Below are 18,012 nucleotides of genomic sequence, written 5' to 3' on the forward strand. Positions count from 1 at the left end.
GATCACGGCGATGGCCCCGGAGCAGCGGGCCAAGATCGAGCAGCTCCTGAGCGAGATCGATCTGGGCGACAGCAACTCCGTGGTGCTGTTCGGTGCAAGGGCGCAGGGCGAGCTCACCAACATCAGCGAGCAGATGCTGGAGGGCGTGCGCAACAAGGATGCCGGCCCGGCCGGCGACGCACTCTCGCGCATGCTGCTGACCCTCAAGGGCTTCGACACCAGCGACCTGAAGGACGTGAAGAAGCCGGGTTGGATCAAGCGGATGCTCGGCGCCACCGAGCCCGTCCACAAGTTCGTACAGAAATATCAGGAAGTGCGCGGCCAGATCGAGACGATCGGCGACAGCCTGAACAAGCACAAAAACACCCTGATGGTCGATGTCGAGAAGCTCGACCGGCTCTACGACGCCACCCTGTCCTATTTCCACCAGCTGGCGCTCTACATCAGTGCCGGCGAGGAAATGCTCCGCAAGATCGACCAGGAGCAGATCCCGGCCTTGACCCGGGCTGCCGAGCAGTCCGGCGACGTGCTGGCCGCCCAGCAGCTGCGCGACCTGCGCAGTGCCAGGGACGACCTGGAGCGGCGCGTCCACGACCTGAAGCTGACCCGCCAGGTCACCATGCAGGCCCTGCCCTCGATCCGGCTGGTCCAGGAGAACGACAAGGGCCTAATCACCAAGATCACCAGCACGCTCGCCAACACCATCCCGCTCTGGAAGACCCAGCTCGCCCAGGCGATCACGATCTACCGCTCGAGCCAGGCGGCCAAGACGCTGAAGGAGGCCACCGACCTCACCAACCAGCTGCTCGAGGCGAACGCGAAGAACCTGAAGGACGCGAACGCCATGGTCCGCGAGCAGATCGAGCGCGGCGTGTTCGACATCTCGGTGGTCGAGAAGGCCAACCGCGCGCTGATCGAGACCATCCAGGACAGCCTCCGGATCGCGGACGAGGGCAAGATCAAGCGGGCGGACGCGGAAAAGCGCCTGATCGCCTGCGAGAATGAGCTGAAGCAGGTGCTGCGCGCGGCCTCCGCCGCCCGGACCACCGGCGGCCCCGGCCAGCACGCCTGGAGGAGCTGAGCCATGTCGCTCTGGGAGCGCCTGACCGGCGAGTTCGTCGACGTCATCGACTGGAAGGACGACAGTTCCGACACGCTGGTCTGGCGGTTCGAGCGCTGGCAGGACGCGATCAAGCAGGGTGCGAAGCTGACGGTGCGCGAGGGCCAGGTCGCGATCTTCGTCAGCGAGGGCCAGATCGCCGACGTGTTCCCGCCGGGGCTCTACTCCCTGGATACCCGCAACTTGCCGGTGCTGACCACCATCCGGCACTGGGACCACGGCTTCAACTCGCCGTTCAAGGCCGAAGTCTACTTCGTCTCGACAAGGCGCTTCACCGACCTGAAATGGGGCACGCGCAACCCGATCATGCTGCGCGACCCGGAGTTCGGCCCGGTCCGGCTACGTGCCTTTGGCACCTATACGCTGAAGGTGGCGGACGCGCCCTTGTTCCTGCGCGAGGTGGTCGGCACGGACGGCCACTTCACCACCGAGGAGATCTCGAACCAGCTGCGCAACCTGATCGTGGCGAAGATGGCCGAGGCGCTGGCCATCAGCGGCGTGCCGGTCCTGGACCTGGCCGCGAACTACGAGAAGCTCGGCCGGTTCGTGACCGACCGCACCGCACCCTTGGTCCGCGAGTCCTACGGCATCGACCTGCTGCAGCTCCTGGTCGAGAACGTCTCCCTGCCGCCTGCCGTCGAGCAGGCGCTGGACAAGCGCAGCTCGATGGGCGTGATCGGCGACCTCGACCGCTACACCCGTTTCCAGGCAGCCGAGGCGCTGGGTCAGGGCGGCACGGACGGCGCGTTGGGTGCCGGGATCGGCCTGGGTGCGGGCATGGCCATGGCCCAGCAGGTGGCAGGCGCCTTCGGCGCTACCGGCGCCGCTGCCCAGCCGGCGGCCAGCGCCACGCCGCCGCCCTTGCCTCGGGCGCTGAACTATCACGTGGCGATCGCAGGCGCCGCGCAGGGCCCCTTCGACGGCACGGCGCTGCGCCGGCTGGTCACCGAGGGCAAGCTCGGCCGGGACAGCATGGTCTGGACGGCCGGGATGGCCGACTGGGCGAAGGCGGCCGACCGGCCGGACCTGGCAGAGCTGTTCGCCGACCAGCCCCCGCCCCTGCCGCTCGGTTGATCGATGCAGGGACCCTGGGGGGAACGGTCCACCGGGTCGGGCGGCGCGCCGGAGGCAACGCCGACCGCGGGTGACCGAAGGTTCCCGTGCAGCCAGTGCGGCGCGTTCCTGACCTTCAAGCCCGGCACGCAGGTCATGGTCTGCGGGTTCTGCGGCCACGAGAACCGGATCGTGGAGGTTGAGAAGCCCGGCACGCTGCGCGAGCTCGACTTCCATGCCTGGCTCGGCCGGCTCGCCGACCAGCGCGACGTCGAGGAGACGCGCACCGTCAAGTGCGACGCCTGTGCTGCCGAGTTCAGCTTCGAGGGCGACCGGTTCAGCGGCGCATGCCCGTTCTGTGGCTCGGCCACGGTCACCGATACCGGGGTCAACCGGCACATCAAGCCGTCCGGGCTCCTGCCGTTCGGCATCGACCGGCGCGGCGCCGAGGCGGCCTTCGACCGCTGGCTCAAGGGCCGGTGGTTCGCGCCCTCGGACCTGAAGCGCCGGTCGGAGCGGCGCGAGCGGCTGAGCGGGATCTACCTGCCCTACTGGACCTATGACAGCGCCACCCGCTCCAGCTATCGCGGCCAGCGCGGCGACCGCTACACGACGGTGGAATGGGTGGCGGTGCGCGACGCCAAGGGCGGTGTCCGCCAGGTCCAGCAGCCGGTGACCCGGATCCGCTGGCGCCCGGCCGCAGGCCAGGTGGCGCGCGATTTCGACGACGTGCTGGTTCCGGCCTCCGAGAGCCTGCCGGTCGCGATGGTGGATCGGCTGGAGCCCTGGGACCTGCAGGACCTGCGCTTCTACCGCCAGGAATACCTGGCGGGCTTCCAGGCCGAGGCCTATGGCGTCGACCTGTCCGCCGGCTTCGACCGGGCTCGGGTCAAGATGGACGCGGTGATCCGCCAGGACGTCGCCCGTGCCATCGGCGGCGACGTGCAGCGGATCGACCATGTCGAGACCCGCCATGCCGACGTCACCTTCAAGCACGTGCTGCTGCCGGTCTGGATCGCCGCCTACCGCTACCGGGGCCGACCCTACCGCTTCCTGGTCAATGCCCGCACCGGCCAGGTGCAGGGCGAACGGCCCTGGTCCTGGGTCAAGATCACGGCGGCGGCGGTCGTCGCGGCCCTGATCCTGGTGATCGTGTTCGCGCTCCTCCAGGATGGCGGCATCATCGACCAGGTGCTGCGCGGCTTCTGAGGCTCTGGCCCTCCGGCGCACCCCGATGTGCCGGTGGCGTACCGCCCGTGCATGAGACGGCAGAAGCCGAATTGACTGGCTCCTCCCGAGGCGCAGCCGGCCATCCGGGCCGGAGGAGGCGGCCCGCGGCCTGGCGAACGCCGCCGCAGCCCATGCCCACGGAACATCGCGGACGGAACCGCCGCCGCCCTGCCCATGGATAGGAACGGAGCCGGCTTGAAGTCCAAGTGGTCTCGTTCCATTCAGTGCCGCCGGCCATGGCCGCCACGGCACGGACATCTAACCGTTTGGCACCATCTGGCAGACGCGCGGCGCACGCCGCACCGCGCCCAAGGTTTGCCGGCGGAAAGCTCGCCGTTCGGCCGGCCCGGGCTGCCCCCTAGCCCTCCGGCGGACAATGCCGCCTGTCCGGCGCCGGTCCATGCATCAGGGCACCCGACGTGAGGCGGGTCATCCCCGAATGGCGGCAGGCCACGACGGTCGTCCATTTCGTCGGAGTGCCGCATGGGAAACTCCATGATTCCAGAGCCCGGGCCTGCCCGAGCGGGCGCTGCGACAAGCAGGGCAGTCCATCGATCACGGACTCTCGACCGGCTCGGCTCGCCGGCACTTCGACCCTACGTGCATCGTGGAGTGCCCAGCACTCGGCAGCCTTGGCAGCACGCACCCAGCACCTCCTGATGGCCTCCGTTTTCGCACACCACGTCCCGTGCTCCAGTCACTGCCAAGCATGAACCGTGAGCAAAGCCGCCTCGTCCCGCCGGCAAGGCCGCTGGCCTCTCCTGACCGATATTTTTCCACTGCCAGACCAACCGGCCAGGCATGAATGACTGCGGCAATCCCAGGCTGGACCACCCCGTGCTGATCCGCCGCCTCTGTCCACCGGCAGGTGAGGACGCAGCCGACGAGCGATCAGTCTGGTGCGGCAGGCAAGACCCTCTTGTGGCGAAAGCTGGCCAGCCTGCCTCCTGTATCTCGACCTGCTGGAAGGCCAACGAGACCGGAGCGGAGGCGGCATGCCGGAAAGGACAGACCTGCCGGACAACGCTGTCGCAGCCGGAGCCGCACCCTCTTGCCGCTTCCTGCCGCCGTGCCCACCAAGGGAACGCCGGCCATCGCTCCGGCGTGGAGCATGTCCCCTGCCCCGATGCCGATGCCGCTTCGTCGTCCAGCCTGAAGGTCCACCCGATGCCGAGCCCCCTCACCCAGATGCGTTCGCCCGGCCCGACGGACGGCGCGGTCCTGCCGGGCAGCCGGGTACTGCAGGTAGGCAGCGCACTGGCGGCAGGAGCGGCCGTCGCGATCGGTGCCATGGGCGCGCACGCCTTTCGCGAGGCGGGGGATGCGCGCGGAGCCGACCTGATGGCGCTCGCCAGCCAGTACCTGATGTGGCACGCCCTGGCCGCACTGGCGCTGAGCCGGCTGGCCGTCAGGCTCCAGGCCGCCATCACCGTGCTGCTGACCTCGGCCGTGCTGTTCGCCGGCACGCTCGTTCTGTTGGCGCTGGGAGCGCCCTCTTGGCTGGGTGCCGTTACCCCCTTGGGCGGCACCGGCCTGATCATCGGCTGGCTGATGGCCGCCTGGGCGCTCCTGAGGCGGTCCCGGCCGGCCTGAGCAGAAGCCGGCTGCAGCCGGTGAACGTGTCGATCCCGCACCGTCATGGGCCGAAGCTCTGCACCAGGCTGCCCGCCACCAGGTACCAGCCGTCCACCAGGACGAAGAAGATCAGCTTGATCGGCAGCGAGATCATCACCGGGGGCAGCATCATCATGCCCATCGACATCAGCACCGAGGCGATGAGCAGGTCGATCACCAGGAACGGGATGAAGATCAGGAAGCCGATCTCGAAGGCGCGCCGCAGCTCGCTGATCATGAACGCCGGGACGAGGGTGCGCAGCGGCGTCGCCTCGGCGGTCTCGGGTGCCACGCCCGCGAGGTTCAAGAACAGGTTCAGGTCCTTCTCGCGGGTATGCGTCAGCATGAAGGCGCGGACGGGCGCGCTGGCCCGCTCGAAGGCGGTGACCTCGTCGATCTCCTCGGCCAGATAGGGTGCCAGCCCCTGCTCGTAGGCTCGCTGGAAGGTCGGCCCCATCACGAACGCCGTGAGGAACAGGGCGAGCCCGATCAGGACCGGGTTGGGCGGCGTCTGCTGCAGGCCGAGCGCGCTGCGCAGGAAGGAGAGCACGATCACGATTCGGGTGAATGAGGTCACCATCACCAGGATGCCGGGCGCTAGGCTCAGGACCGTGATCAGTGCCACGATCTGGACGAGCTGGCTCGTATAGGAGCCGCCGCCCAGGTCTAGGCTCAGGCCGGCAGCACTGGCCGGTGTGTCCGCCCATGGCAGCAGGCCGGCCGCCAACAGGATCGGCGTGACGAAACGCGCCTTCATGCCGCGCTCTCCCTGCCGGTGTGGCTGCCCGCAGTCGCCAAGCCCGGCGCCGCGGGCGACGGAAAGCCTTCGCCTGCCACCACGACCGGCAGGCTGCCGCCCAGGATGATCAGGTGCTCGCGCTCGCCGTGGCGGATCACCAGCAGCCGGTGGCGGAGGTCGAGCGCGCGCTGCGCCACGATCGCTGGCCCGGACGCGGGTCCGGCCGCGGGCAGCCGCCCCTGCAGGCGGCGCAGGAGGAAGGGCAGGCCCGCCAGCAGGACTGCCGCCACCAGCACGGCCAGGACGATGCGGAGCGAGTCGGGACCCAGATCCATCACGGCCACACCGTATGCAACCGGTAGGCGCCGAGCGCCCGCCGCCGCCGGTCCTGCCGGGTGAGCTCCGCCGCCGCCGCCACGCCGCGCTCGGCCAGCAGCTCGACCAAGGTCTCGAGCTCGTCGAGCAGCGCCAGCACGGCAGGCAGCCTGGTGCTGACCTCGGCGTCGCGCAGGTCCGCCCCGAGATCGTGCAGGAGTTCCGCCAGGGCCTCGGGGTTGGGATCGACCTCCCGACGGATCGCGGCCAGCCGCGCCGCCAGTGTCGCGACATCGTCCGTGCCCAACCCGGCTGTTTCCGAATCGGCGGTGCCCGGGTCGGCCGGGCCCGGCCCAGCCTCCTGCGCTTGCGGCCGGCTCATCGATCGTCCTTCTGGCTGCTTCGCTGCATGGCCGGATCTTGGATCCGCGATGGTTAAGATTCCGTTGCCGCGCCCGCAGGGCGGCCCTTCGTCCACGGCGGTGGCTACCCATCTGGTGGGAAAGGTTCACCTGGGAGCCACGGCATTGCGGGAATGGACGGACGAGGAACTGACCCGGTTCTCGCGTCAGATCGTGCTGCGCGAGGTGGGCGGCGTTGGGCAGGATCGACTGCTGCGTGCGAAGGTCGCACTGATCGGAGTCGGCGGGATCGGTGCACCGGCCTCGCTCCTGCTGGCGGCGGCGGGGATCGGGACGCTCCGCCTGATCGACCATGACCAGGTCGAGCTGTCCAACCTGCACCGCCAGGTCCTGTTCGGCCCGGACGATGTCGGTCGGGCCAAGGTCGAGGCTGCCGATGCAAGGCTGGCGGCCACGGCACCCGGCCTACGAGTCGAGCCCTTCCCGGTGAAGCTCGAGCCGAGCAATGTCGACACGCTGCTGAAGGGCGTCGACCTGGTGCTGGATGGCACCGACCAGTTCGAGGTCAGGAGCCTCGTGGCGGATGCCTGTGCGGCCGCCGGGATCCCCCTGGTTTCGGCCTCGGTGCAGGGCTTCGACGGCCAGCTCATCCTGTTGCGCCCCTACCTGGGCGCGCCACATCCGAGCTATCGCTGCATCTATCCCGAGGCACCCGCCCCCGGAGAGCTGCCGAGCTGCAGCCGCTCAGGCGTGCTGGGGCCAGTGGCGGCGACGATTGCGGGGCTTGCCGCGACGCTCGCCATCAAGACGCTGCTCGACCTGGAAGACCCTGCCGTGGCGGCGCCACTATGCTGCTATGACGGCCTGGGCGGAATGCTGCACCAGATCGAGATACCGCGCACGGCGGCGGCGGGCGGTCATGCGGCATTACGCGTATCCGCCTATGCCACCGGTTGAGGCGACCCCATCATTGTGGCGTCGATGATCTTGCATGTGCCAGAGCTTTTCACTAACCCAGCGCCATCTCGGTGTGGCGAGCCGGGATCGGTAAGCGGACGTAGTGCCTGAGATGGCACGCGCGTTCTAGTGTCCTTGACTTCCTTTTTTCAGGCAGGGGCGATGAACAACATTGGCGCTATCGTGAACGACTACGTCGAGATCGACGACGACTACCGCCCGTCCGACGACGAAGCCTACATGAACCCGAAGCAGGAAGCGTATTTTCGCAAGAAGCTTCAGGCGTGGCGCGACGAAATCCTGCGCGGTTCGGACGAGACTCTGAAGCAGCTGAAGGAGCAGGATACCCGGCTTCCCGATGCCACGGACTGGGCAAGTGCCGAGATTCAGCGTTCGTTCGAGCTGCGGACCCGTGACCGGGAGCGCAAGCTGCTGAGCAAGATAGAGGCGGCGCTGCGGCGGATCGACGAAGGCTCCTACGGCTATTGTGAGGAGACCCAGGAGCCGATTGGGATCAGGCGGCTCGAGGCCCGGCCGATCGCCACTCTGGCGATCGAGGCCCAGGAGCGCCACGAGCGCCGCGAGCGGACCTACCGCGAGGAGTGAGATGCATGCCCGGCAATGGCTGCCGGGCAAATCCTGCCGGGATGCGGCCCTGCCGTACCTGGTCGGATCACGCTCATACCCCCGTCGGCACGGCCTGACCGGCCGATCTCCAGGCGGTTGCTGGTCTGGCACGGGTGTTGCTGCTTCGTTCACCGAGTTCAACCGGCGATCGATGCATGCCCGACCCTGCCGCTCTCTTCCCACCCGGTCCTGCCCTGCCGGCAGCGAGCGGGTCGCTTCCTGCCCAGGCCACCCAGCCGACGCCGTTCGGTGAGTTCGTCGCCGCCGTCCAGGCAGGTGACGCTGTCACTGCCGGCCCGGACGTCATGCCAGCCGCGGCGATGTCCACGCCCCTCAGCGTCGTTCAGGCCGATCCCGTTGCGGCGGGCGGCCTGCTCCCGCTCGAGGGCGTAGTCCAGGGCACAGCCGAATCGTCGCCGCTCGGCGGATTACCAGCGCCACTCACGGGCGAGTCAGTGGCCCCCGCCAGTCCCCCATGGACGGATGCCGCGGCCGACCTGCCGCTGGCCGATGAAGCGGCCCCACCTGTCGACGCCGTGCCGTCGGCTGCCCTCACCCTGCTGATCCCCGCCGTGCTGCCCCAGGCAGCACCGGGTCTGCTTGCCGGCATACAGGCCGCGCCGCCGGCAGCCGACCCGTCAGGCGGTGGCTCCGCTCCACCGCCACCCGCCGAGCTGGCGCAATCCGGCAAGGCCGCCTTGCCCGCCGCGGCACCACCCGGGGATGTGCTGTCCGAAGCGTCGGGCGCAGCCGCGCTGCCGGGCACTCCGGCCAAGGCCGGCCAGGCCATGGCGTCAGCGGAAGCGACGCTTCATCCGCTGGGCACCAGCCCGGTCACTTCTGCCGGGAGCCTCGCCCGCACCGACCGCGGCAGCACCGCCAGCGCCAGCGAGATCACCCCCAGCGGTGCATCCGGGATTCCAGCGGACCAGCCGGGGTCGGACCCGTGCGCCACCGCGGCGGCTCCGGGTACGGCCACCGGCCTGTCCCCGGCAGCACCGCCCGCCGGCCAGTCGAATGCGGGTGCCGATCCCGGTCCGGCCCGGCCGGCGGCCGCGGCCACCCAGGTACCCTCGACCGGATCCGCACCCGACGACAGCCAGGGAGGCGAGATGCCGGCCGACATGGCCCCCGCGCCGGGACCAGCCCTACCCTCGGAACCGGCCGTGGCCGCGATGAACGGACCCTATGGCCGGGGCAGCGATGCCTATGTGCGCGCGACGCCGCAGGCTGATCCGGCAGCGCAGCTGGCACCCACCATCGCCCAGAGCCTGTCGGGCGACCGCCGGGTCGTGTCGGTGCAGCTCCATCCCGCCGAGCTGGGGGTGGTACAGATCCGGGTCGTGGTGGAGCAGGATCGACGGGTGCGTGCCGTGCTCAGCGCCACCCGACCGGAAACGGTCGAGCTCCTGCAGCGCCACGCCCCGGGCATCGAGCGCGCACTCACCGCGACCGGCCTGAGCCTCGCCGGCTCCGACGCGCTGACCTTCGATCTCGGCACGTCCTGGCAGCAGGGCGGGCAGGAGCCCGACCGTGGCCCGGGCGGGCATACGCCGGCGTCCGGTTCGCCCGAGCCGCTGGCGTTGCTGCCGGATGAACCAGCACCCGCTGCCCTGCGGCCGGCCACCGGCCTGTTCGATCTCGTCCTCTAGGAAGAGACCAGCCCATGTCCGCCATCGAATCCATGCTCGGCGCCCTGCCCGAGGGCAGTGGCAGCGCCGCCAGGTCGGCTGCCGCCAAGCTCACCGACCATTTTGGCAACTTCCTCACGCTGCTGACGACCCAGCTGAAGAATCAGGATCCGCTGTCGCCGATGGACACGGAGACCTTCACCCAGCAGCTCGTCCAGTTCACCTCGGTCGAGCAGTCGATCAAAACCAATGACAGCCTGGAGCAGTTGATCGGCCTGGTGCAGAGCACCCGCCAGACCGCGATGCTCGGCTATCTCGGCACCACCGTGCAAGCGAAGAGCAACCGGATGGCCCTGGGCAGCGAGGGCTCCGGCAGGATCAGCTACGAGCTGCCGGCCGCGGCTGCGTCGGTGTCCATCAAGATCTATGACGGGTCCGGCACCCTGGTCGCGGAGACCCGCGGCCCCACCGCCGCCGGCAGGCATCAGGTCGCCTGGGACGGCGCGACCTCCAGCGGCAGCCGGGCGCCTGCCGGGGCCTACCGGGTGGCGGTCGTCGCCCAGACGCTGGACGGCAAGGCCCTCGACGTCACCCAGCACCTGTACGGCACGGTCGATGCGATCGACCCCGCGGCCGACCAGCCGACCCTGTCGGTCAGCGGCGTCGACGTCCCGCTCACCGACATCACCGCGATCGCCCGGCCGGGCGGCTGATCGACCCGGCATCGGCAGTTCCATTCCCACCTTCGCGCAAGGACCATCTCGACATGAGCCTGTTCGGTTCCCTGTTCACCGGCGTGTCCGGCTTGGCGGCGCAGAGCCGCTCGATGTCCGTCATCTCGGACAATGTCGCGAACGTCAGCACGATCGGCTACAAGGGCGGCGTGTCCAACTTCGCCTCGCTGGTGGTGAGCCCCGACCAGCAGCGGGCCTTCAGCCCCGGCGGCGTCCAGTACTCCACCAGGTTCCTGGTGGAGAAGCAGGGTCTGGTCCAGGCCACCGGCTCGGCCACCGATGCCGCCATCGTCGGCAACGGCTTCTTCGTGGTCGCCCAGGACCCGGGCGGCAACTCGACTCCGCTCTACACGAGGGCCGGCTCGTTCACGCCGGACGCGGACGGCTATCTGCGCGGCGCCAACGGCTTCTACCTGCTGGGGTGGAAGCTCGACACCAACGAGCAGCCGCTCGACATCAACATCACCCAGCCGGTCAACGTGCGCGATCTCAATGCCACCACGGTCGCCACCGCACAGCTCAAGCTGGGTGCCAACCTCGATTCCGGCCAGGCCATTCATACTGGCGCCTATGCTTCCGGCGACATGGCGGAATATGCCGCGACGGACGGTGCCAGCGGGACCGCGCCCGACTTCAAGCGGCAGATCCAGGTCTATGACAGCCTGGGCAACGCCCGCAGCATCACGGTGGCCTTCCTGCGCACGCCGGGTGCTGCGACCTGGAGCGTCGAGCTCTACGCCGACACGGCCGACATCGAGAGCAGCGCCCACCCCAATGGCCTACTGGGCTCGGGCACGGTGAGCTTCAACGGCGACGGCAGCATCGCCAGCCTCGCCATCACGCCGACCTATCCCGCCAGTGCCGTGGCCGGCGACCCGATCGGCATCGACTGGCTGAACTCGACCAACTCCGCCGATTCATCCATCGTGATCGACTGGGGTGCGATCGGCGGGACCGACGGGCTGACCCAGTTCGCCGGCGAGAGCGCGGTCTCGTTCGTCACCAAGGACGGTGCCGGCTTCGGCGAGCTGAACGCGGTGCGGATCGACGAGGACGGCTTCGTCGAGGCGGCCTTCTCCAACGGCGAGGTCCGCCGGATCTTCCAGATCCCGGTCGCCACCTTCGCGAACCCGAGCGCCCTGCAGCCCAGGTCCGGCAACGTGTTCGCGATGACCCGCGATTCCGGCGACGCCAACCTGCAGATCGCCGGCAGCGGCGGTGCCGGACAGATCTCGCCCGCCGCCCTGGAAGCGGCCAATGTCGACCTTGCCGACGAGTTCACCAAGATGATCGTGACCCAGCGGGCCTATTCCGCCAATGCCAAGGTGATCACGACCACGGACGACATGCTCGACGAGCTGATGCGCATCAAGCGCTGACAATAATATCCGGGTACGACGCCGCGGTCGCCTGCCATCCTCGTTTACCATTTATCTTATCAGGCGGTTAGAGAAGCGGGCAGTATTCCAGCTTTATGGAACCGCGTCGGCTGTCATAGGAGAACCACGATGTCCAGAACGATGGGTGCACCGGTCCAGGCCGCCGTCGGCCCGAACGGCACGCTCCTGCGCCTCGAGGACCTGCCACCCAGCGACACCAGGCGCTGGGTGGCGCGGCGCAAGGCCGAGGTCGTGGCCGCGGTCCAGGCCGGCATCCTGTCCCGGGAAGCCGCCTGCACCCGCTACAGCATTTCGGCGGAGGAATTCGAGATCTGGCAGAACGCCATCCAGCGTCACGGCCTGGGTGGCCTGCGGGTCACCCAGATCCAGGCGATCAAGCGTCGTGACCGTGAGCGAGGCCACTCCTGAAGCCGGTACCGGACTGGAAGCTGCCCGGCCGTTAACCTGCACTTAACCACTCCGGGCCTAGGTTCTGGGTCAGGGCGGCAACCTGCTGCCGACGAGTGACCCGGGACCCATGGACATAGCCACTCCATCGCCCTCGACCGGCACAATACCAGCACCAGGCGGGCCAGCCGGCGGAGCAGCTGGGCGCCTGCAGGCGGCCATGGCCGCGGCGCAGGCGCTGGGGCCGGCCCGCCTCCTGGCGCTCGGCACGATCCTCTTGGGCTTCGTCATGTTCTTCGCCTTCGTGGCGAGCCGGGCGCTCGAGCCGTCCTTCGCGCTGCTCTACGCGGAGCTGCGCCCGGAGGATGCCCGGCTGATCACCGAGCGCCTCCAGGCGCAGGGCGTGCCCTATCGGCTGAACGCCGCGGGTGACGCGATCATGGTGCCGCAGGACCGGATCGGCGGGCTGCGCATGGATCTGGCCGCCGACGGCATGCCCCAGGGCAACGTCGTGGGCTATGAGATCTTCGATCAAGGCAGCAGCTTCGGCCAGACCGACTTCCTGTCGAACGTCAATCTGCGCCGCGCCATGGAAGGCGAGCTCGCGCGCTCGATCACGACGCTCCAGCCGGTCCGTGCCGCCCGGGTCCACATCGTCCAGCCGGAGCGCTCGCTGTTCTGCCGCGACGAGGCCAGGCCCAGCGCGTCGGTGGTGCTGGGCCTGCGCGGGGGCAGCGGGCTCGACGGCCGGCAGGTCCAGGCGATCCGCAACCTGGTTGCAGCGGCCGTTCTCGGGCTGGACCCGTCTGCCATCACCATCGTGGACGATCGCGGCAACCTCCTGGCCCGCTCGGGCGAGGCCGGCGAGGCGGGGATGTTCCCCGGCGAGATCGACGAGCTGCGCAGCGGCTACGAGGCCAGGATCAAGCAGAAGGTCGTGCAGCTCCTGGAGCGAACCGTCGGCTTGGGCGGGGTCGACGCGGAAGTGACGGTCGAGATGAACTTCGACCAGGTCACCACCACTGCCGAGACCTTCGATCCGCAGAGCCAGGTCGCCCGCAGCACCCAGACGGTCGAGGAAGATTCAAGTCGCGAGGAGACCGATGCGGATCAGCCGGTCTCGGTGACGAGCAACCTCCCGACCGCGGCGGCTCCGGCCGGTACGTCCGCCGGCAGCCGGGAGCGCAGCAACCGCAGCGAGGAGACCGTCAACTTCGAGATCTCGCGCACCGTGCGCAACGAGGTGCAGCGCCCGGGTGGCATCCGCCGCCTGTCCATCGCCGTCCAGGTCGATGGCCTGCGCGTGCCCGGCCCCGACGGCACCATCGGCTATGCACCCCGCTCCGCCGAAGAGCTGGCCGAGCTGGAGGCGCTCGCCAAGGGTGCCGCGGGCTTCGACGAAACGCGCGGGGACGTGTTCCGCATCGTCAGCCGCCGCTTTGTCGAAGCGCCGGTGGCCCCCCTGCCCGTGACTGGCCTCCTGGAGCAGCTCGGGATCGATGGTGCCCGCTGGGGCGAGCTCGGCCTCTTGGCGCTCCTGACGCTCGCGGTCGTCTTCTTCGGGGTCCGTCCGGTCCTGAACCGGCTGCTGCCGTCCTCCCGCGGCGCCGAAACGGCCTCGCTCGCCAACCAGGCCGGCACCGTGTCGCTTCTGGCCGCAGGGCCCGCGAACGGGCCGGGGGGCGGCCCGGCAGGCGGGCCGTCCGCCGAGGCCGTGACCAGCCATGGCGAGGCTGCCGGCGACGATCCGCAGCGCCGGCTGCCGGCCCCGGCATCGCCTGCGCCGCACGACCAGCTCCTGCACGAGGTGGTGCGGATCGTCGACGAGCGGCCGGACGAGGCGGTCAAGATGATCCGCACCTGGCTTGGAGAATGACATGGGCAACCAGCTGGTGACCCTGCCCCCCGCCGCGATGAGCGGGATCGACAAGGCGGCGGTGCTGATGCTCTCGCTCGACCCCGACCGCTCGCGACGTCTCATGGAGAGCCTGGAGTTCGACGACATCCGCACCCTGTCGCAGGCGATGTCGGCGCTCGGCCGGGCCGACCGCCCGACAGTCGAGCGGGTGCTCGGCGAGTTCTGCGAGCGGGTGGGCGCCACCAGCGGGGTGGTCGGCAGCTATGACGCGACCGAGCGGCTGCTCGCCTCGTTCCTGGAGAGCGAGCGGGTCGAGGCGATCATGGAGGAGATCCGCGGGCCCGCCGGCCGCACGATCTGGGAGAAGCTCGTCAACGTCAACGAGGCGGTGCTCGCCTCCTACCTGAAGAACGAGTACCCGCAGACCGTGGCCGTGGTGCTCTCGCGGATTGAGGCCGCCCATGCGGCCCGGGTGCTGGCGAACCTGCCGGACGACTTCGCGCTCGAGGTCGTGTCCCGCATGCTGCGCATGGAAGTCGTGCAGAACGAGATCATCGGCGACGTGGAGCGCACCCTGCGCGCCGAGTTCATGAGCAATCTCGCCCGCACCAACCGGCGCGACAATCACGAGGTGATGGCGGAGATCTTCAACTTCCTCGACCGGCAGACCGAGAGCCGGCTGATCACCTCGCTGGAGGAGCGCGACAAGGAATCAGCGGACCGGATCAAGGCGCTGATGTTCACCTTCGAGAATCTGGTGCGCCTGGACGCGGCCGGGGTCCAGACGCTGATCCGCAGCGTCGGCAACGAGCGCATCGGCCTGGCGCTCAAGGGAGCCAGCGAGCAGCTGAAGGACCTGATCCTCGGCAACATGTCCGAGCGGGCCGGCAAGATCCTGAAGGACGACATGGCCGCGATGGGCCCGGTGCGGCTCAAGGACGTCGAGGAGGCGCAGCAGTTCCTGGTCAACACCGCCAAGGAGCTGGCGGCCGCCGGCGAGATCTATGTCACCGACGACAAGAACGACCAGCTGGTCTACTGAGATGCGCGACGTGGCATCTGGTTCCATTACCGTCGGGGCTGGCCTGTTCCCGGCCAGCACCCGGATGGTGCGCTTCGTCTTCCCCGACTTGGCCGGGCCGGCGGCGTCGCCCACCGAGGCTGCGGCACCCGCACCCATCCGCCCGGTCGCGGCAGAGCCCGCCTTTGGCGAAGAGGAGCTGGCGCGAGCGATGGGCTGGGCCGCCGCGCGGGCCGATGCCGCCGCGAGGCGCGCCATCGCCGCCAGCACCGAGGCGGCACTGCTGCGCGCGGCGGAACGGCTGGCCGAACAGCTGGCCGAACTGCAGGCGGCCAGGCGCGCCGTGGCCGATGCGGCCGCCCGACAGGCCACCGGCCTGTTCGCCACCCTGGCCCGCATCTGCCTCGACCAGCTCTGCGGCCGGGCCACGGCCGAAGCCATGGCCGATGCGGTGGGTCGGACGCTGGCGGAGCTGCCGGCCGATCAGGACCTGATCGTGACGGTGGCGCCGGAACTGGTGGAGCCGATGGCGGCTCTGCTGGGCGGTGGCGGCCCCGGCTCCGGCAGCTGTCAAGTGTGCGGCCAGGCCGGCATGGTCCCAGGCGATGTCGCGATGTCCTGGCCATCCGGCTGGTCGGAATGGTCGTTCGAGCAGCTGCGCCGGGACCTTCTCACCGCCCTCGAGAGCATGCCCGTCCCGGCGGACGACCCAGCCATGCCGGTGCCGGCCGAAGCCGGCAACAAATTCCGTGCGTCCCATCAGGCCAGTGCTTCCCATCAGGAGTGAATCAGCATGACCTCCCGGCCCCTGCCCCTCGACAGTTTCGAGCCGACCCCGGAGGAGCCCGAGCCTCGGCCGGCCCCCGCTGCGCCGGCACCGCTGGGTGCCGTCTACGACATCCCGGTGCAGCTCTCGGCGGTGCTGGGCAAGGCGTCGATGCCGCTCAACCAGCTCCTGCGCCTCGGCCGCGGCGCCGTGGTCGAGCTCGACCGCAAGGTCGGCGAGCCGATCGACATCTTCGTCAACAACCGGCTGGTGGCGCGCGGCGAGGTGATCGTCGTGGAGGACCAGCTGGGCGTCACCATGACCGAGATCATCAAGGGCGAGCACTAGGCTCCACGCCCCTGGGGAGATCCAGCGATGCGTCTACTGATCGTCGGCAAGAGCCTGCCCGAGGTGACCCTGGCGGCCGAGATGGCGGCCAGGCGCGGCGCCAGCGTCCGCCGGCAGGACGACCTGCCGAGCGCACTGGTTGGCCTGCGCGAAGGTCAGGGCGCCGATCTCCTGCTGCTGGACGTCGGCAGCGACATCGCCGACGCGCTGCGCCGACTGGCCGCCGAGCGCATCCACCTTCCCGTGATCGCCTATGGCGTGCACACCGATCCTCGCCAGGCCGCCCAGGCGATCCGCGCCGGGGCGCGCGAGTTCCTGCCCCTGCCGCCGGATCCGGACCTGATCGCGGCGATCCTGGAGGAGACCACCCAGGAGCAGTCAGACTTCGTGGCCGAGGACCCCAGGATGCTGGAGGTGCTGGAGCTGGCGCGCCGCTTCGCCCCCACCGATGCCAGCGTGCTGATCACGGGCGAGAGCGGCACCGGCAAGGAGGTGATGGCACGGTTCATCCATCGCCACAGCAAGCGCGCCGCCGGCCCGTTCATCTCGGTCAACTGCGCGGCCATTCCAGAGAACCTCCTGGAGTCCGAGCTGTTCGGGCACGAGAAGGGGGCATTTACCGGTGCGGTGGCCCGGCGGATTGGCAAGTTCGAGGAAGCCAGCGGCGGCACGCTGCTCCTGGACGAGATCAGCGAGATGGAGCCGCGCCTGCAGGCGAAGCTGCTGCGCGCCATCCAGGAGCGCGAGATCGACCGGCTGGGTGGCTCGCGGCCGGTCAAGGTCGACATCCGCCTGATCGGCACCAGCAACCGCGACATGGAACAGAGCGTGCGCAGCGGGCAGTTTCGCGAGGATCTGTACTTCCGCCTGAACGTGCTGCGCCTGCAGCTGCCGAGCCTGCGCGAGCGTCCGGGCGACCTGGCGGCGCTGGCCCGCTGGCTGCAGCGCAAGCACGCCCGCGCCAACCAGCTGCCCGACCGGCCACTCAGCGCTGCGGCACTGGCCGCCCTCGGCCGCTGCCGCTGGCCGGGCAATGTCCGCGAGCTCGACAACTGCATGCACCGCGCCGTCCTGCTGGCCTCAGGACCGGAGATCGGGCCCGAAGCGATCCTGTTCCAGCCGGACCGGTTGCACCAGGGGGAGCCGGCGGTACCGGCAGCAGTCGAGGCGCCAGCCGATACCACCGGCCGGGTGGGCGAGCCGCTGGTCGGCCGGACCGTGGCCGCCGTGGAGCGCGACCTGATCCTCGACACCCTGCAGCATGCCCGGGGCAACCGGACCCATGCCGCCGTGCTGCTCGGGATCTCGATCCGCACCCTGCGCAACAAGCTGAAGCAATATGCGCAGGAGGGCGTTCGGCTGCCCTGCCTCGATGGAGCCGCCTCGTGAAGACGCTCGCACCCGGCGGCATCGGCCACGAACTCCTGGGCGGCCTGCGCCGCTCGGGCGGCAGCAGCGAAGTGCTGCTGGCCGCCGGCATCCTCACCATCCTGGCGGTCCTGGTGGTGCCGCTGCCGCCCATGCTGCTCGACCTGCTGCTCGCCTGCTCGATCAGCCTGTCCGTGCTGATCCTGGTGACCGCGCTGTTCATCGAGCGGCCGCTCGACTTCAACTCCTTCCCGACCGTGCTGCTGATCGCGACCATGCTGCGACTGGCGCTCAACCTCGCCAGCACCCGCCTGATCCTGTCCAGCGGTCACGAGGGCAGTGCCGCTGCCGGCCACATTATCGAGGCGTTCGGCCGCTTCCTGATGCAGGGCAACTTCGTGATCGGGGTGATTGTGTTCGCCATCCTGGTGATCGTGAACTTCGTGGTGATCACCAAGGGCTCGGGCCGCATCGCCGAGGTC

The 18,012-nt window shown here is 69.6% G+C and carries 19 protein-coding genes; 16 read left to right on the forward strand and 3 right to left on the reverse strand.

The features are described from left to right. The first annotated feature begins 1 nt into the window (after window position 1). The 4 genes from EQG76_RS12135 to EQG76_RS12150 all read left to right on the forward strand — a co-directional run bounded on the left by EQG76_RS12135 (window position 2) and on the right by EQG76_RS12150 (window position 4,996). The gene (locus EQG76_RS12135) at window positions 2-1,081 is read left to right on the forward strand and encodes a toxic anion resistance protein (protein WP_407925535.1); all 1,080 of its coding nucleotides are present in this window, start codon (window positions 2-4) and stop codon (window positions 1,079-1,081) included. A 3-nt stretch (window positions 1,082-1,084) separates the two neighbouring features. Then, entirely contained in the window at window positions 1,085-2,194 is a 1,110-nt protein-coding gene (locus EQG76_RS12140; protein WP_159713684.1) for an SPFH domain-containing protein, read from the forward strand. A gap of 3 nt (window positions 2,195-2,197) precedes the next feature. Then, window positions 2,198-3,382, forward strand: coding sequence for a hypothetical protein (locus tag EQG76_RS12145; protein ID WP_200840760.1), 1,185 nt, complete (start codon window positions 2,198-2,200; stop codon window positions 3,380-3,382). 1,188 nt (window positions 3,383-4,570) lie between these two features. Then, window positions 4,571-4,996, forward strand: a complete 426-nt coding sequence (locus EQG76_RS12150; protein ID WP_200840761.1) for a DUF423 domain-containing protein — start codon at window positions 4,571-4,573, stop codon at window positions 4,994-4,996. A 43-nt stretch (window positions 4,997-5,039) separates the two neighbouring features. Here the strand turns inward: EQG76_RS12150 and fliP are convergent, their stop codons facing one another. From fliP to EQG76_RS12165, 3 genes are read right to left on the reverse strand one after another with little or no spacing between them, the layout of a single operon-like run. Then, window positions 5,040-5,774 (reverse strand): flagellar type III secretion system pore protein FliP, encoded by a 735-nt coding sequence (fliP, locus tag EQG76_RS12155; RefSeq protein ID WP_159713686.1) that lies wholly within the window; start codon window positions 5,772-5,774, stop codon window positions 5,040-5,042. After that, the gene (locus EQG76_RS12160) at window positions 5,771-6,091 is read right to left on the reverse strand and encodes a hypothetical protein (protein ID WP_159713688.1); all 321 of its coding nucleotides are present in this window, start codon (window positions 6,089-6,091) and stop codon (window positions 5,771-5,773) included. Before EQG76_RS12160 ends, fliP begins: the two co-directional genes overlap by 4 nt. Continuing rightward, on the reverse strand, window positions 6,091-6,453 hold the full coding sequence (locus EQG76_RS12165) for a hypothetical protein (RefSeq protein ID WP_159713690.1): 363 nt from the start codon (window positions 6,451-6,453) through the stop codon (window positions 6,091-6,093). Before EQG76_RS12165 ends, EQG76_RS12160 begins: the two co-directional genes overlap by 1 nt. Before the next feature lie 49 nt (window positions 6,454-6,502). Here EQG76_RS12165 and EQG76_RS12170 point away from each other — a divergent pair, with 49 nt between their 5' ends. From EQG76_RS12170 to EQG76_RS12225, 12 genes are all read left to right on the forward strand, one after another. Beyond that, window positions 6,503-7,390: a HesA/MoeB/ThiF family protein gene (locus EQG76_RS12170; protein WP_159713692.1), complete on the forward strand. Its 888-nt coding sequence runs from the start codon at window positions 6,503-6,505 to the stop codon at window positions 7,388-7,390. 162 nt (window positions 7,391-7,552) lie between these two features. Then, a complete protein-coding gene (gene dksA / locus EQG76_RS12175) occupies window positions 7,553-7,996 on the forward strand; it encodes an RNA polymerase-binding protein DksA (protein ID WP_159713694.1) in 444 nt (147 codons plus the stop codon). A 176-nt stretch (window positions 7,997-8,172) separates the two neighbouring features. After that, window positions 8,173-9,669: a flagellar hook-length control protein FliK gene (locus EQG76_RS12180; RefSeq protein WP_159713696.1), complete on the forward strand. Its 1,497-nt coding sequence runs from the start codon at window positions 8,173-8,175 to the stop codon at window positions 9,667-9,669. Window positions 9,670-9,683: 14 nt separating this feature from the next. Further along, complete coding sequence (locus EQG76_RS12185) at window positions 9,684-10,361, forward strand: flagellar hook assembly protein FlgD (protein ID WP_159713698.1); 678 nt, start codon at window positions 9,684-9,686, stop codon at window positions 10,359-10,361. 53 nt (window positions 10,362-10,414) lie between these two features. Next, on the forward strand, window positions 10,415-11,761 hold the full coding sequence (flgE, locus tag EQG76_RS12190; RefSeq protein WP_159713700.1) for a flagellar hook protein FlgE: 1,347 nt from the start codon (window positions 10,415-10,417) through the stop codon (window positions 11,759-11,761). Window positions 11,762-11,890: 129 nt separating this feature from the next. Further along, window positions 11,891-12,190, forward strand: coding sequence for a CtrA inhibitor SciP (sciP, locus tag EQG76_RS12195; protein ID WP_159713702.1), 300 nt, complete (start codon window positions 11,891-11,893; stop codon window positions 12,188-12,190). A 199-nt stretch (window positions 12,191-12,389) separates the two neighbouring features. Next, a complete protein-coding gene (gene fliF, locus EQG76_RS12200) occupies window positions 12,390-14,045 on the forward strand; it encodes a flagellar basal-body MS-ring/collar protein FliF (protein ID WP_159713704.1) in 1,656 nt (551 codons plus the stop codon). A 1-nt stretch (window position 14,046) separates the two neighbouring features. Next, on the forward strand, window positions 14,047-15,069 hold the full coding sequence (fliG, locus tag EQG76_RS12205) for a flagellar motor switch protein FliG (RefSeq protein ID WP_200840762.1): 1,023 nt from the start codon (window positions 14,047-14,049) through the stop codon (window positions 15,067-15,069). Between the two features lie 10 nt (window positions 15,070-15,079). Next, entirely contained in the window at window positions 15,080-15,835 is a 756-nt protein-coding gene (locus tag EQG76_RS12210; RefSeq protein WP_159713706.1) for a hypothetical protein, read from the forward strand. A 6-nt stretch (window positions 15,836-15,841) separates the two neighbouring features. Next, window positions 15,842-16,162, forward strand: a complete 321-nt coding sequence (fliN, locus tag EQG76_RS12215; RefSeq protein ID WP_159713708.1) for a flagellar motor switch protein FliN — start codon at window positions 15,842-15,844, stop codon at window positions 16,160-16,162. 27 nt (window positions 16,163-16,189) lie between these two features. Then, the gene (locus EQG76_RS12220) at window positions 16,190-17,551 is read left to right on the forward strand and encodes a sigma-54-dependent transcriptional regulator (RefSeq protein ID WP_159713710.1); all 1,362 of its coding nucleotides are present in this window, start codon (window positions 16,190-16,192) and stop codon (window positions 17,549-17,551) included. Window positions 17,552-17,571: 20 nt separating this feature from the next. Continuing rightward, the coding region (locus tag EQG76_RS12225; RefSeq protein WP_407925536.1) for an FHIPEP family type III secretion protein at window positions 17,572-18,012 on the forward strand (441 nt) is incomplete at its 3' end.

This window comes from Geminicoccus flavidas, assembly GCF_009806515.1.
GTDB lineage: Bacteria > Pseudomonadota > Alphaproteobacteria > Geminicoccales > Geminicoccaceae > Geminicoccus > Geminicoccus flavidus.

Bases quoted from the DNA above. Each gene is read 5' to 3' on its own strand.
- EQG76_RS12150 (WP_200840761.1), top strand. From the start codon at position 4,571: ATGCCGAGCCCCCTCACCCAGATGCGTTCGCCCGGCCCGACGGACGGC.
- dksA (WP_159713694.1), top strand. From the start codon at position 7,553: ATGAACAACATTGGCGCTATCGTGAACGACTACGTCGAGATCGACGAC.
- flgE (WP_159713700.1), top strand. From the start codon at position 10,415: ATGAGCCTGTTCGGTTCCCTGTTCACCGGCGTGTCCGGCTTGGCGGCG.
- EQG76_RS12220 (WP_159713710.1), top strand. From the start codon at position 16,190: ATGCGTCTACTGATCGTCGGCAAGAGCCTGCCCGAGGTGACCCTGGCG.
- EQG76_RS12160 (WP_159713688.1), bottom strand. From the start codon at position 6,091: ATGGATCTGGGTCCCGACTCGCTCCGCATCGTCCTGGCCGTGCTGGTG.
- EQG76_RS12185 (WP_159713698.1), top strand. From the start codon at position 9,684: ATGTCCGCCATCGAATCCATGCTCGGCGCCCTGCCCGAGGGCAGTGGC.
- fliF (WP_159713704.1), top strand. From the start codon at position 12,390: ATGGCCGCGGCGCAGGCGCTGGGGCCGGCCCGCCTCCTGGCGCTCGGC.
- sciP (WP_159713702.1), top strand. From the start codon at position 11,891: ATGTCCAGAACGATGGGTGCACCGGTCCAGGCCGCCGTCGGCCCGAAC.
- fliP (WP_159713686.1), bottom strand. From the start codon at position 5,774: ATGAAGGCGCGTTTCGTCACGCCGATCCTGTTGGCGGCCGGCCTGCTG.
- EQG76_RS12180 (WP_159713696.1), top strand. From the start codon at position 8,173: ATGCCCGACCCTGCCGCTCTCTTCCCACCCGGTCCTGCCCTGCCGGCA.
- EQG76_RS12140 (WP_159713684.1), top strand. From the start codon at position 1,085: ATGTCGCTCTGGGAGCGCCTGACCGGCGAGTTCGTCGACGTCATCGAC.
- fliG (WP_200840762.1), top strand. From the start codon at position 14,047: ATGGGCAACCAGCTGGTGACCCTGCCCCCCGCCGCGATGAGCGGGATC.
- EQG76_RS12165 (WP_159713690.1), bottom strand. From the start codon at position 6,453: ATGAGCCGGCCGCAAGCGCAGGAGGCTGGGCCGGGCCCGGCCGACCCG.
- EQG76_RS12145 (WP_200840760.1), top strand. From the start codon at position 2,198: ATGCAGGGACCCTGGGGGGAACGGTCCACCGGGTCGGGCGGCGCGCCG.
- fliN (WP_159713708.1), top strand. From the start codon at position 15,842: ATGACCTCCCGGCCCCTGCCCCTCGACAGTTTCGAGCCGACCCCGGAG.
- EQG76_RS12170 (WP_159713692.1), top strand. From the start codon at position 6,503: ATGGTTAAGATTCCGTTGCCGCGCCCGCAGGGCGGCCCTTCGTCCACG.